This window comes from Leptospira sp. GIMC2001 (assembly GCF_028462125.1).
GTDB lineage: Bacteria > Spirochaetota > Leptospiria > Leptospirales > Leptospiraceae.
Genome location: NZ_CP115468.1, coordinates 3,955,209 through 3,969,342, shown reverse-complemented (window position 1 = coordinate 3,969,342; position 14,134 = coordinate 3,955,209). Strand labels below are relative to the sequence as shown.

13 protein-coding genes are annotated in these 14,134 nt (G+C 36.6%); 8 read left to right on the top strand and 5 right to left on the bottom strand.

Features of this window, described 5'->3' with window-relative positions:
* Positions 1 to 25 precede the first annotated feature (25 nt).
* Positions 26 to 712, bottom strand: coding sequence for a TetR/AcrR family transcriptional regulator (locus O4O04_RS19575; RefSeq protein ID WP_272533605.1), 687 nt, complete (start codon positions 710 to 712; stop codon positions 26 to 28).
* Between the two features lie 166 nt (positions 713 to 878).
* Between O4O04_RS19575 and O4O04_RS19570 the strand changes: the two genes are divergently transcribed.
* The 6 genes from O4O04_RS19570 to O4O04_RS19545 all read left to right on the top strand — a co-directional run bounded on the left by O4O04_RS19570 (position 879) and on the right by O4O04_RS19545 (position 7,739).
* The gene (locus tag O4O04_RS19570) at positions 879 to 2,039 is read left to right on the top strand and encodes an ABC transporter substrate-binding protein (protein ID WP_272533604.1); all 1,161 of its coding nucleotides are present in this window, start codon (positions 879 to 881) and stop codon (positions 2,037 to 2,039) included.
* A 79-nt stretch (positions 2,040 to 2,118) separates the two neighbouring features.
* Complete coding sequence (locus O4O04_RS19565; RefSeq protein WP_272533603.1) at positions 2,119 to 3,171, top strand: ABC transporter ATP-binding protein; 1,053 nt, start codon at positions 2,119 to 2,121, stop codon at positions 3,169 to 3,171.
* A 19-nt stretch (positions 3,172 to 3,190) separates the two neighbouring features.
* Positions 3,191 to 4,105 carry an ABC transporter permease gene (locus O4O04_RS19560; RefSeq protein ID WP_272533602.1) on the top strand — a complete coding sequence of 305 codons (915 nt, stop codon included), beginning with the start codon at positions 3,191 to 3,193 and terminating at the stop codon, positions 4,103 to 4,105.
* Positions 4,095 to 4,931: an ABC transporter permease gene (locus tag O4O04_RS19555; protein ID WP_272533601.1), complete on the top strand. Its 837-nt coding sequence runs from the start codon at positions 4,095 to 4,097 to the stop codon at positions 4,929 to 4,931. The genes O4O04_RS19560 and O4O04_RS19555 overlap by 11 nt, the downstream gene beginning before the upstream one ends.
* Before the next feature lie 148 nt (positions 4,932 to 5,079).
* Positions 5,080 to 5,559, top strand: coding sequence for a helix-turn-helix domain-containing protein (locus O4O04_RS19550; RefSeq protein WP_272533600.1), 480 nt, complete (start codon positions 5,080 to 5,082; stop codon positions 5,557 to 5,559).
* A gap of 77 nt (positions 5,560 to 5,636) precedes the next feature.
* Positions 5,637 to 7,739 carry a M23 family metallopeptidase gene (locus O4O04_RS19545; protein WP_272533599.1) on the top strand — a complete coding sequence of 701 codons (2,103 nt, stop codon included), beginning with the start codon at positions 5,637 to 5,639 and terminating at the stop codon, positions 7,737 to 7,739.
* 25 nt (positions 7,740 to 7,764) lie between these two features.
* On the opposite strand, the gene O4O04_RS19540 is transcribed toward O4O04_RS19545, so the two are convergent.
* Positions 7,765 to 8,532, bottom strand: a complete 768-nt coding sequence (locus tag O4O04_RS19540; RefSeq protein ID WP_272533598.1) for a glucose 1-dehydrogenase — start codon at positions 8,530 to 8,532, stop codon at positions 7,765 to 7,767.
* Positions 8,533 to 8,666: 134 nt separating this feature from the next.
* On the opposite strand from O4O04_RS19540, the gene purB reads away from it, so the two are divergent.
* The gene (gene purB / locus O4O04_RS19535) at positions 8,667 to 9,968 is read left to right on the top strand and encodes an adenylosuccinate lyase (protein WP_272533597.1); all 1,302 of its coding nucleotides are present in this window, start codon (positions 8,667 to 8,669) and stop codon (positions 9,966 to 9,968) included.
* On the opposite strand, the gene O4O04_RS19530 is transcribed toward purB, so the two are convergent.
* The 3 genes from O4O04_RS19530 to O4O04_RS19520 are packed head-to-tail and all read right to left on the bottom strand — an operon-like array spanning position 9,954 to position 11,546.
* Positions 9,954 to 10,403, bottom strand: a complete 450-nt coding sequence (locus O4O04_RS19530) for a hypothetical protein (protein WP_272533596.1) — start codon at positions 10,401 to 10,403, stop codon at positions 9,954 to 9,956. The two genes, purB and O4O04_RS19530, sit on opposite strands and share 15 nt — an antisense overlap.
* A 1-nt stretch (position 10,404) precedes the next feature.
* Positions 10,405 to 10,851, bottom strand: coding sequence for a hypothetical protein (locus O4O04_RS19525; protein WP_272533595.1), 447 nt, complete (start codon positions 10,849 to 10,851; stop codon positions 10,405 to 10,407).
* A complete protein-coding gene (locus tag O4O04_RS19520; protein ID WP_272533594.1) occupies positions 10,836 to 11,546 on the bottom strand; it encodes a DedA family protein in 711 nt (236 codons plus the stop codon). Before O4O04_RS19520 ends, O4O04_RS19525 begins: the two co-directional genes overlap by 16 nt.
* A gap of 193 nt (positions 11,547 to 11,739) precedes the next feature.
* Between O4O04_RS19520 and O4O04_RS19515 the strand changes: the two genes are divergently transcribed.
* Positions 11,740 to 14,133, top strand: a complete 2,394-nt coding sequence (locus O4O04_RS19515) for a SpoIIE family protein phosphatase (protein ID WP_272533593.1) — start codon at positions 11,740 to 11,742, stop codon at positions 14,131 to 14,133.
* Position 14,134 lies beyond the last annotated feature (1 nt).

Genomic DNA, 14,134 nt, shown 5'->3' with positions numbered 1-14,134 from the left:
GCTCCTTTTGGAATTTGATTATAATTTATTTACGAATGAGTTTATTTCTAGGTTTCTTTTTCGCAATAATTGCTCTGTTCGAATTATCTCTAAATAACATCGATTCAATGAAATCATCTAAATATATTTGAAAAGCTTCCAAGTTTTTCTTCTTGAGAGGATCGGAAACCCATTTCTTCCAATCAATAATTCCGGTTATAAAATAGCCATAGACCATCCAAAGAAACGATCTTAGAAAAATAGATACATCTATCCCTCTCACAGATCCGTGGTTAGCTGCTTCTTCCAAGAATTCTTCAAATGGTCGAAATATCTCGATGGTTAGCTTAACTTCATAATCCATGAATTCGTCAGGCCATTCTAACCATCGGCGAACATATAAGTGGGCACGATTTGGATCTTTTAACATTTCTTGCACAAATGCTTGTAAGCCCATTATTATAGCGGACTTAACTTTGGCTCGATCACCAAAGTTCTTAGGATCGAATTCTTTAATCGGTTCATAGAGTGCTCTATGTTCTATCTCATACAGACTCTCGATTACCGATTTATAAAGATTCCCCTTACCGCCAGTATGGTAGTGGAATGTGGAAATATTGATTCCTAATTGGTCTGCAATTTCCCTTGTTGTAACGGATTTATAACCTTTTTCCGCAAAAAGTTTTTTTGCAACTTGCAGAATTTTGTCATTTGTTCCGAATATTTCAGCCATTATACTTACCCAGATCTCCAGTTAAATCAATCTAGTTTTCAATCAATCGCTTGATTGATTTTTTGTAAAACAAGATTTTTTTTATTTCAATATTTTGAGCAACTTTGTACAATTGTCCAAAAGTTTGCAGAATTATCAAAATGGTCGAAATAGGGGAGAAGTTCAAATGAGAAACTTATACATACTACTGATAACAATGTTAGCGTTATTCGCTGTACATTGCGGTGAGAAAAAAGCTGGGGAGAAATTAACCTCGGTTGGTTCGGGAGAAGGTGAGGTATCAATCGTTGCATGGCCGGGTTATATTGAACGCGGTGAGACGGATAAAAATTTTGACTGGGTAACAAGTTTCGAGAAAGAAACTGGTTGTAAAGTTACCATCAAAACAGCTGCAACTTCCGACGAAATGGTTGCGCTTATGAATGAAGGTGGCTTCGATTTGGTCACAGCTTCGGGAGATGCTTCTCTTCGATTGATTCGCGGAGGTCAAGTTCAGGAAGTTAATCTAGACCTAATTCCAAGTTGGAGCAAAGTTGATGATCGTCTCAAGAACGCTCCTTGGCATACAGTTGATGGTGTTCATTACGGCGTACCTTATCAATGGGGTGCCAATGTTCTGATGTACAATACAAAGGTTTTCAAGGAAGCTCCTAAATCTTGGAGTGTTGTTTTCAAAGAAGGAAAATTCCCAGACGGTAAGTCCAATAAAAATCGCGTTCAAGGTTTTGACGGTCCGATTTATATTGCTGATGCAGCCTTATATTTAATGTACAACGATAAGTCTTTGGGTATTAAAAACCCTTATGAATTAGATGAAAAGCAATTCAAAGCAGCAGCTGATGTGTTAAGAGAACAAAGAAAAATCGTTCCAAAGTATTGGCATGATGCTTTTGTTCAGATAGCAGATTTCAAAACAGAAGGTTTCGTTGCATCATCATCTTGGCCTTTTCAAGTAAATCTTCTCAAGGCTGATAATGCTCCGATTGCTTCCGTAATTCCAGTCGAAGGAGCAACAGGTTGGGCGGACACAACAATGCTACATGTGAAAGCACCGCATCCAAATTGTGCATACAAATGGATGGAGCATTCATTAAGTCCAAAATTGCAAGGAGATCTAGCAGCTTGGTTTGGTTCGGTTCCTTCGAACCTAGAGGCTTGTAAAGGAAATGCTTTGCTAACTGACGAAGGATGTAAAACCAACGGTTTAGATAACTTTGAGAAAATTTGGTTCTGGAGAACACCAGAATCTAATTGTGGTTCAGGCAAAACTTGTGTTCCTTATCACAAGTGGGTGACTGAGATGATCTCAATCATAAGCGGAAGATAGATTCCAAGTTAGAAAATCCAACGGAGGCATAACCTCCGTTGGATGAGTTTATTGTTTAATTCATGATTAAAGAGGCCAAATGAGCCAAACCAATTTAGATTCCTCTAATAGATCTGCTGTCGAGTTCAAGCATACATCATGTCATTTTGGCGATGTTAAAGCTGTGGATGACGTTTCATTTTCCATACGGGAAGGTGAATTTTTCTCTATGCTTGGTCCAAGTGGATCGGGGAAAACTACTTGCCTTAGATTGATTGCGGGTTTTGAAAGTCCAACGTCAGGGAATGTTTTTATACATGGAAATGATGCTGGTAATTTACCACCTTACGAAAGAGATGTGAATACAGTATTTCAAGATTATGCATTGTTTCCACATATGTCAGTTGGAGAGAATGTTGAATATGGCTTGATGATAAAAAAAATTCCTAAATCTGAAAGAAAAAAGCAAGCCTTAGATATGCTCGAACTTATTCAACTTCCTGATGTTTATAATCGGAAACCTTCGCAACTATCTGGTGGACAAAGACAACGTGTTGCACTTGCGCGTGCTCTTATTAACAAACCTAGAGTACTTTTATTAGATGAGCCACTTGGTGCCTTGGATTTAAAACTTCGAGAACAAATGCAATCAGAGCTTAAGCAATTGCAGAGAAAAGTTGGTATTACTTTTGTTTTTGTAACTCACGATCAAGAAGAAGCATTGACAATGAGTGATCGCATTGCTGTTTTCAATCAAGGGAAAGTCTCCCAAATTGGAACTCCGTTCGAGGTATATGAGAAACCAAGTTCTGAATTTGTTGCAAATTTTGTTGGTCAATCGAATATTTTTCGTGATGAAGAAGCTAAGCAGATTTTCCAATCGGATAAAATTTTCATGGTTAGACCAGAGAAAATTTCTCTAATAACCAATTCCAATAACTTTAAACCCTCAGAAGAATTCCATTCTATCAAAGCGATAGTGGAAGATCTAATCTATTCTGGTTCTACAACTAGAATTGAGATGAAGACAAAACTTGGAAATAGAATCGTTGCGATTCAGCAAAATGGACAATTTGGAGAATCAGGACTTAAAGGAAAATCAGAAGTCACTTTGCAATGGAAGAAAGCTGACAGTCATGTCATAACAGGTTAAAAAGCGATTCAGAAAATATATGACAAGCATTGCTCAAAAAATTTCGAATTTCCTTTTCTTTAGAAATAACTTATTTCTAATCCTCCTTCTACTTCCGCCAGTTCTCTGGCTGGGAATTATTTATTTTGGTTCCTTATTTAGTTTATTGCTTCAAAGTTTTTTCTATATCGATAATTATACTGGCTTAATAGTTAAGGAAATTTCTTTACAAAGTTATAGAGATTTATTCACAGCAACGAATTTTGATATAATTCTTAGAACTTTTCTTATGGCGCTGTCTGTTACTATTGCATCCGCTGCTATTGGTTTTCCCATTGCTTATTTCATGGCACATTATGCAAGTGATAGAGCAAAACCCTGGTTGTATCTGGGAATTATGTTACCTCTATGGTCTTCTTATTTGGTTCGAGTTTATGCTTGGAAATTGCTATTAGCAAAAGAAGGTGTGATCAGTTGGGTCTTGGATAAAATACATATGACTTGGGCTTTGGATCTATTATTGGACTCACCTGTATTAGGTGGTCCGTCCTTATCCATTTCGTACTATGGGACATTTTTAGTTTTCTTATATATTTGGTTACCTTTTATGATTATGCCTATCCAAGCGGCTCTAGAGAGAATTCCTAGAACCTTTATTGAAGCGAGTCATGACTTGGGAGGAACACCCGATAAAACTTTTTGGAAAGTGATTTTTCCTTTGGCTTTTCCTGGTGTGGTTGCCGGTTCAATTTTTACTTTTTCTCTGACCTTGGGTGATTATATCATTCCTGGAATCATTGGTCCATCGGCGATATTTATTGGACAGGCAGTCTATTCTCATCAAGGTACTGCCGGCAATGTTCCGTTAGCTGCAGCATTTTCCATTGTTCCTATTTTTATTATGTGCATTTACTTGTGGGTTGCGAAGAGACTAGGAGCTTTCAATGCTATTTAGTAAGATTTTTGGTAAAAAGAAATATTCTAGAAAAGCAAGTTGGTTTCTGAAAATATTTGCAGGAGCAGGTATATTATTTCTGCATATTCCAATCCTTTTTATTTTTCTATATGCGTTTACAACAGAAGAGAAATCCTATCAGTTTCCTCCGCCAGATTTTACGTTTAAATGGTTTCCGATTGCGTTCGAGCGCAATGATATCTGGCAAGCAATTCAACTCTCGGTTGAAGTTGCGACTTTCTCGACTTTGATTGCTTTAATACTTGGAACTCTTGCTGCGGCGGCAGTGCATAAAACTAAATTTTTTGGTAGGGAAATTATTTCTTTCGCAGTGATTCTTCCCATTGCCTTACCGGGAATTATAACTGGTATATCTCTTCGATCTGCATTTTCACTGTTTGATATTCCATTTAGTTTTTATACAATTGTGATAGCGCATGCGACCTTTTGTATTGTGACTGTTTATAATAATGTTTTGGCGCGCTTTCGCAGAACTTCGATGACTCAAGTTGAAGCATCGATGGATCTTGGCGCGAATAGTTTTACCACTTTTCGCTACATTATTTTGCCAAATATTGCGACTGCTCTTCTCGCAGGTGGAATGCTTGCATTTGCATTGTCGTTTGATGAAGTGATCGTTACCACTTTTGCCGCTGGACAGCAAACAACTTTACCAATCTGGATGCTAACGGAACTTATACGACCGAGGCAGAGACCGGTAACCAATGTGGTAGCAGTTTTTATTGTTTTGATAACGTTTATACCTATCATAGGTGCCTACTACCTAACTCGTGGAACGGATGACGTAATGGGTGGTGGTAAATAAAATGATCAGGAATGGTATTCCTGTAATTAAATTATTGGGAATGACACTACTCTAAGAAATTTATTTTTCTCTGAATTTCGAACCGAAGCGAGTGGAAGCGAATCTTTGAGTTGGGAGATTCTCTGCATGCTCTTATCCTTGGTTTTAAATGAATCCTGGAATTGAGCCAATCATCAATGTCGATAGTGAATTGCTCTATTCGCTTGCCGATAGATTCAAAGAACTGCGTATTCATTATGGATATTCCTTAACTGAACTTTCAGATCGGTTAAAGAAAAATTACAATCTATCAATCAATGACAACTTACTTGGTAAAATTGAAAGAAAAGAATCTAGATTGCAATCAGACCAAATGATATCGCTTCTTTTATTCTATAAGATAGAACTACGTGAGATTTTAGATATCCCGAGTTTAACAGCCGCAGATGGAACAACTCGATTGATCAAAGAATATTCTCGAAATCCAGAATTCCAATCAGTTGTGAATCTGATTCTAGATAATATTAGTGACTTTTCTTTTCTGAGTTATGTTCGAAGTTTTCTCAAATTAACAGTTCAACATATTATCTCCCGAACAGATCCTTCAAGTCTTAAAGCCGCGAGCCCAAACAAGAAAAAGCAATCATAGAATTGTCTAAAAAACCTTACAAATAGAAAAATTCCTTTCCATGAAATGCCGATACTGTAAGCAGAAGTAGGCAGCGTATGAGATTTTATCGGATAAGACATAATACAAATCTACTTTGGATTTCCGTTTTGTTTGTTTCATTATTCTGCTTTTGTTTTCGTTCTGAGATTACCGCTCAGTCTGCTGGTACTAATTCCAATTCTTCTATTTCTAAAACTTCAACAGATTCTGATTTACCAATCGCTGCTCCTCAGGCAAAACTAAATACAACTGCTTCTTTATCTACGGTTCCAGCGCTTCCAAATTCTCCAACGGAAACTATCGAAAAGAAAGTTAAACCTCCTGGGAAATATGGATCTTACCTTTGGCCAGTTGTTGGATATGAAGCAATTACTGGAACTTTTGGTGAATACCGATCTTCCCATTTTCATATGGGCATGGATTTTAGCACTGGTGGCAGAAGAGGGCTCCCCATAATTTCTGTCTCAAAAGGCAAAGTTGTAGAGATACAAAGGTTTTGGTCAAGTATCGGTAATTCAGTTATTGTCGAACATGAGGATGGAATTCGAGCTAGATATGGTCACCTTTCTAAATTCAGTCCGAAATTAGTAAAATTTCTAAAGAGTTCAAGTTCAGCAAAAGATTTTAAATCAAGAAGAGACTTTAAACATGAATTAGGTGAACCTATACCAGTAGAAGCTGGTGAGTTAATTGCCTATTCTGGAGATACTGGAATTGGACCGCCACATTTACATTTTGAATTGTTTCGAAATGGAATTTATTTCAATCCAAGAGATTTCGGTCTGGGTCATACGGATGGAGAGGATGTAGTCTTAGATTTTGTTACAATTCGTCCAGAAACTCCAAGAACTTTTATAAATGGTAAACATGAACCTCTTACAATAAAATTTGAAAAAACTGAGGGAGGATATATCGCTAATTCCGATCATCAGGAAATTTTGATTCAAGGTATTGTATCTTTTCAAGTATCTGGGCATCAGAAATCGCGAACCAATAGACTTGGGTTACAATCAATTTCTCTTATCGTAAATGGCAAAGAGAATTTAAATTTGAATTTTCAATCTTTGCCTAAAGCCCAGACGAAAAAATTTGTTCTAGTTTATGATTCCTATAAAAGTAAATCGAATGGTAATCCTTTCCTATATAATTTATTTTCCAGACAAGGTTTCGGAATTCCAGGACTAGGTAACACAATGGTTGGATCAGGTCTCATATCTTCCGGGAATTTCAATCACAATTCAATCAATCAGATTAGTATATTAGCAGGTGGACTTGGAGAGAATCGAACAGAAGGATTTCTTAATGTAAAAAAAGATACATCAGACTATTCGCATATTCAAACACCAAGTTATACTTTCAATGTGAGTTATGATCGCTACACGAATTTATCTTCAACAGATAGATTAGTAGAATTGTTTTTTCCAGCAAATTCGGTTTTTGGTAAGGCAAATTTTCAAATAGAAGAAATTAATGATTTTGTTTGGAGCCATCCAGGACTCAGCTTAGAATCCAAAATGTACAAAATTTCTCCCGAGGATTTTCGAGAATTTAATTTAGGTTTTGATTTGTATTTTAAGATAGGTCACAAAGCTGATCTAAACCAAGCAGGTATTTACGAAATTAAATCAAATGGCGTAGCAATTCCAGTGAAGAAAGCCAATTTTAGTACTTGGGGTAGATTCTTTAAAGCACGACTCAAAAAAACTGGAATTTATGCTGTGTTAGTTGATAAAATTTCTCCGCAGCTCGAGCTAATGGGAAATTTGAAATCAGGTCATATTTTTCCGAATCAAGATTTTGAAATAGAATGGAAATTGAAAGACTTCGGTTCAGGGATTGATCAAAATTCTATTCAAGTAAAAGTAGATGGGGAACTTGCAATTGCGGAATTGAATCCAAGAACGGGCGTTGCAATAGTAGTTGAACCTGAGAATATATTTGCGCCGGGCAAGCACCGAATGGAAGCTGTTGGATTTGATCGAGCGGGGAATAAATCAGAATCCATCGTTTTTGATTACATTGTGAAAGGAACAAAGCTTGCAAATCTAACCGAAATACAGACTTCCAAAGAAATTCCAACTATTCAATCACCAGGTGAAGCTAAAACTTCCACAGCGAGATCTAAACCTACTCAAGCTACTAACAAGATTATCAAATAGTTAGAAATTTATTATTGGATCGGAATTACATTCCTATTGCCGCACCACCATCTACTCTTAGAAAGGTTCCAGTGATATAATTGGAATCTTCACTGCAATAGAATTTTACTACCGCTGCTACTTCCTCTTGTTTACCAGGTCTTTTCAACGGAATAAAAGATGGGTCTGTCAATTTCTTTTGAACTTCTTCGGAAAGGGTTCCTGTCATCTCGGTTTTGATGAAGCCAGGACAAACGGCATTTACAAGTACATTTCGTCCGGAAAATTCACGAGCAAAAACTTTAGTTAGGGCGATGACACCTGCTTTAGAAGCCGAATAATTGGCTTGTCCAGGTTGACCAGTAAGTCCAGAGACCGAAGAAATATTGACAATTCTGCCAGATGGTGCTTTGAGAATTAATTTCGTCGCGGCTTTCGTCATTAGAAAAACGCCCTTGCAATTGACATCCATCACGAAGTCGAAGTCCGCTTCTGACATTCTCATAACAAGGTTATCTTTGAGTACACCGGCATTGTTTACAAGTATATCCAATTGTCCAAAGACTTCTTTTACTTTTGAAATTGCATTCTCACAATCTTCCGTTTTTGTTACGTTAGCTGAAATTCCAATTGCTTTGACTCCAAATTGCTTTTCTACTTCTTTAGCTGCTTCGTCAATTTTTTCTTGATTGAGATCTAATAGGACTAGAGTAGCACCATGAGAAGCCAATCTATTTGCAATAGCTCGACCCAATCCGATTGGTGATGCGGCTCCCGTTACTAATGCGACTTTTCCTTCGAATTCTTTGGACATAATAAAACCTCTTATGATACGTTTGATTTTCATCCAGTTCAACCAATCTGAGATTCGAATCAAGCCAAAAAGGAACACTGTTATTCTTTTTCAATTCTGATTGCCTGAAACCAATACCGTGAAACCCTGATCTTATGATCCAAAGATATAGCAATCCAGAGATTTCCAAGATCTGGGAATTAGAGAACAAATTTCATATTTGGACGAATATAGAAATTTTGGCATGTGAAGCAAGATCCAAGCGAGGTGAAGTTCCACCTGAGGACTTGGCAGAAATCAAGAAGAATGCAAAATTTAAAGTTGAAGAAATCTTAGAAATTGAAGCGAAAGTTCATCATGATGTAATCGCTTATTTAACGAATTTGAATTCATACATTGGTCCTGCTTCTCGTCATGTGCATCATGGTCTGACTTCATCTGATGTTGGTGATACAGCGCTATGCGTACAAATGGTTCAGGCAATGGACATCCTGATCCAGAAAGCAGAAAAACTTCTGGAAACAACCAAAAAGAAAGCCAAAGAATACAAAGATCTTCCTTGCATGGGACGATCTCACGGAATCCATGCGGAGCCAATGACGTTGGGTTTAAAATTTGCTCTATTCTTTGCGGAGATGCAGAGAAATATTTTGCGAATGAAAGATGCTCGCAAACAAATTGCCGTAGGCAAACTTTCTGGTGCTGTAGGAACCTATTCGAACATAGATCCAGAAATCGAAGCTTATGTTTTAGAGAAGCTTGGATTAGAAGTGGATCCTATTGCAACACAAGTGATCAATCGTGATCGCCATGCGTTCTATCTCAGCATACTTGCGATTGTTGCATCTAGTCTTGATCGGATGGCACAAGAAATCCGATTGCTTCAAAAAACTGAAGGTCGCGAAGTTGAAGAGCCTTTTGCTAAAGGACAGAAAGGATCTTCAGCTATGCCTCATAAAAGAAATCCAGTTGTTTGTGAGAGAATATGTGGGATTGCGAGAGTCATTCGTTCCAATGCAAATGTTGGTTTTCAAGATATGCCTCTCTGGCACGAACGTGATATTTCCCATTCATCTGCCGAACGAATTGTACTCCCAGATTCAACAATAGCACTTGATTATATTCTTGATAAGATGAATTTCGTTATTGATGGATTGCATGTGTATCCAGATGCGATAGAGAGAACTCTCAATGTAACTCGCGGGCTCATCTACTCTCAGAAAGTCCTTCTGAATCTAATTGAAAAAGGAAAAATCAGTCGAGAAGACGCATACTCAATTGTTCAAGATAACGCCATGTATGTTTGGGAAAATCAAAACTCCACTTTGAAAGAGCGATTATTGAATGACCCTCGTTCGAATCAGATTTTGTCTTCGAAAGACTTGGATGAGATCTTTCGTATAGAACCTTATTTAGAAAAAGTGAATATAATATTTGAGCGATTAGGAATCCAATAAGGCAGTCTCAGTTCCCTTTTTCAAAATTACAGAGAATCCAATCTCGGAAATCGATTTTTCTGAGATTGTGAATTCTCTTTTTTTTAGAGGATTTCTGCTTTTCTCATCTTTGCAAGAAACTACGATATTATGAATTTTTGACTTTTCTCCATTAACTTGGGAAACGGTACCTAGAAATATGCCGTCGTAGCTGTAGACTTCCATCCCACTGTACTTAGTGTACGGAATGCTATTTAGAAAAATTGCATCTATTCCGAATTTTTCCAGAAATTCGATACCGATAAATAAATCTGGCTTCCACATCCCTTGATCAACCGTGATACCAATTATTGATTTTGCAACAGGATCCAAGTGAAGTTTCATCACGATCCCAAGGACTTCTCCTTCAGGATCTACTGCTTCTTTTCCTAAAATGTCATCAGAAGTTAGATTCATCTTATTTTACACTCGAATTGAGAAGGATGTTCTTCTTGAGAACAGAGATTTTATTTTTTGATATTTGAATAGAAGGAAGAAAGAATCTATTCTTAACAAATAATGAGTCAAATTCATTATAATATCCAACTTGGTCAACTTTTACGACTCTACCGATTTTTTTGCCAGACTCATCATATACTGATCTTCCCTTCAATAGATAGATAGGGTCAATATCCAGAATGATGACTGATTTTTTATTCATTGAGTCCCAATTTCGAAGGTATTTGGCATCAAGGTCAACGATTCGAAATTTATAATATACTTGGAAAGAAATTATTTTCGTTCCTCGAAATGAGAATCCAATCAATCTACCTGCTTTTTCACCTGATTTGGATAATAAAGGACGCCAAAATATATTCCAAAAACCAATCCCATCTTCTTGTGATCCGCCTAAAATCTTATCCATGATAGATTCTCCTCTCCTATTTCATTTATAATCATATATAAAACCAACATTCCCGAATATAGTAATATAGCCCCGATATTCATTAATATAAAAAATCGAGCGAAATTGTAGCGAAATGCTCCAAGAACTGTAGAAAAAACAGGAGAAGGCAATGGAAGCGCATTCATAACAATGATTACCCATAGTCCCCATTTATTTAAATAACCTTTCATTTTATAGAAATTCTGTGGGGATATAAGAATTCTGCAGATTCGATTGGCTCTTAGTCCGAACCAATAATTTATTGTTTGCGCTGCAACAATACCTAAGTAGTATCCAAAAAATAATGTAAAATAGGAATTCGCTTCAGGAATGATTGAGAAATAATAAATTTCCAAAGGAAAGAAGAGAAAGAACCATCCGCCAATAAATGAAGTCAGAAAAAGTCCGAAAAAAGTTTTTGATCTAATAGATTCAATGATTTTTTCGATTATGTCACCTGCAATTGACCCTTTGAGAAGGTTTTCCCAATCTATCCAATATATAACAACTGCTAAAGTAAGGATGATGATGAGTGATATTGAGAGAAGAACAGCGTTCAATTTCTTTTCTTCTAATCTATACTCAAAAATTTCATTCATCCGTAGATTAGGTGTATTATTTTTATGCAAAAGCTTGGAAAAAAATGTTTTTTGTTGACCAAATAATCTAATCATGATTTTTAATATTTTCCAGAATCTAATAATGCTAAATGTAACTTCATCATTCGTAACAAACCTTAAGATTCGCACAAAGATGATAATTCTTGTATGCGGAGTGGTTCTTGTTTCCGTGCTACCACTTTCACTGATCGTACTTTATCGTAATCAAGCGGTGGTCCTAGATAAGACTTTTGAGGTATGTAGGAATTTGGCAAATAATATTGCTAATCTTGCGACAGAAGAACTATTAATAAATGAAACATATGACGCAACACGAACTGCGCTTACAAGACTCAAGCAATCACAAGTAGCTGGATTATTGAATTCATATGTATTGAATGTAGATGGAAACTTCATCGCTGATATGAATGAGACTAGAGTTGGTACTCGTCCAGATGATGAAAGGTTGATTTATTTCGCTGAAATGAAAGAATTAACGCTAACCGAGCTAAAAGAGGACGGGGAGAGCATCCTTCAATTCGTTTATCCTATATTTATTGATTATAAAGGTGATAAGATGCGGGTTGGAACCGCGGTTTTTGACTTTAATAGAGATCTTGTTTATGAACCTGTCAATGAAATTCGGAGAACAATTGTAGCGGTTTCTTCCGTTTTATTCTTTCTAGGTATTGGTGTTGCTCTTTTCGCTGCCTTCTCTCTCTCAAAACCAATTCAAATTCTCTCTGATGGTGCCAGAATGATTGGTGGTGGAGATTTGAATTATCGAATTCCTATACATGGTCGAGATGAAATTGGTCAACTGGCAGAAACTTTTAACCAAATGACTGTTAGAATTCAAGATTTTACAAATAATCTTGAGACTATGGTAACTCAGAGAACAGATGAATTGAATCAAACTTTACAGGAAGTGCAAGCTCTCAAAGAAGCGCAAGATGGAGATTATTATCTTACATCTCTATTGCTCGAACCGCTCCAGTTCAATAATAACTTAGGAAAGAACGTAAAGACAGATTTCTATGTTGAGCAAAAGAAAAAATTTACCTTTCGTAAATGGAATTCCCAAATTGGTGGGGATTTATGTATAACTGATAATATTAAATTATTAGGAAAAGATTATACCGTTTTCATGAACGGAGACGCGATGGGTAAATCAATTCAAGGTGCTGGTGGTGCCTTGGTATTTGGAGTTGTTTTCAATTCGGGAATTATGCGTTCGCGATTGGAGAGAAATACTAAAGTTCATCCTGAGATTTGGTTAAAAGAAAGATTTCTCGATCTTCAAAATGTTTTTATGACATTCGATGGATCCATGTATATTTCAGTCTGTATGGGTTTGATTGATGATGCTACAGGTATCATGTATTATATCAATGCTGAACATCCTTGGACAGTGTTGTATCGTGATGAGAAGGCTTCATTTCTTGAAGAAGAATTGGTTCTTAGGAAATTAGGAACTCCTGGGCAAGAAGATAAATTCGCTGTTAAAGTTTTTCAATTGATGCCTGGTGATGTTGTTATCGCAGGTTCTGACGGAAGAGATGACATCATGATGCCGGTTCCTGGTCAGAATGCTGTTATGAATGAGGATGAGATGGAGTTTCTACGAAGAGTTGAAGAAGCTAAGGCCGATTTGACTCAAATCTACCAACTCATTCAAGCAAAAGGAAAAATCACGGACGACTATTCTTTGTTAAGGATTTCATTTAAAGAAGGTAGAGAAGACGAAGAAGTCATATCCATTCCTTACGAAGTGGAAGAGGCAATTCAAGAAGGGTATGATCTAGTTCAATCAGGCAAAGAACAGGACGCTCTAAATCGGATCGAAGGATTAATACATGATGACAATCCTTATCCTGAGATGCTAAAACTTTTGGGGAATATTTATTTCAATAGAAAAGAATATGTAAAAGCACTAGAATGCTTTCTTTCTTATAGTGAGAACAACCCTGGCGACAACGAATATATTTATGCTATCTCTAATACTTATCGTTTACTAGGAAGTTTGAATGAAGCAGCCGATTATGGAGAAAGATTGTATCTTCGTGATGCTGGAAACTATTTAAATTTAATTAACTTGTCCATAGTCTACAATAGCCTAGGTATTGGTACTCGATCTAAATATATGGCAGAGAAAGCGATCGCAATTGATGCCAAAGCTAAAGACCTATTAGAAGAAATTGTACAAGTTGAAGATAAGAAATCAGCAGAAACAATTATATCTTACTCTGAAGAACCTAAACCAGAGAAATTAGTTAGTATAGAAGATCTACTGCAAAGAGCGGATGATTTCTATCAACGAAAACAATATCGCGAAGCACTCGACACATATGATAATTGTCTTGAAAGGGACAATAGAAATCCTTGGATTCTCTTTAGATTAGCTAATTGTTATTCGTTGTTAAATGATTTGCCCAAGGCAATCGATTATTATAGTAAATCTTTGGAGATTGCTCCCAAGAATCACCATGCAAGAAATAACTTAGGAAGTATATACTTCCGATTAAAAGATTATGCCAAAGCGAAAGAGGAATGGATAGGAGCTTTGAATCTAAAGCCAGATTTTCAAAAAGCACAAATCAATTTGGCTCGCTTAGAAAAATTTGAGCAAAGCAAACTTGCTGAAACATTCGAGAGAAATTAAA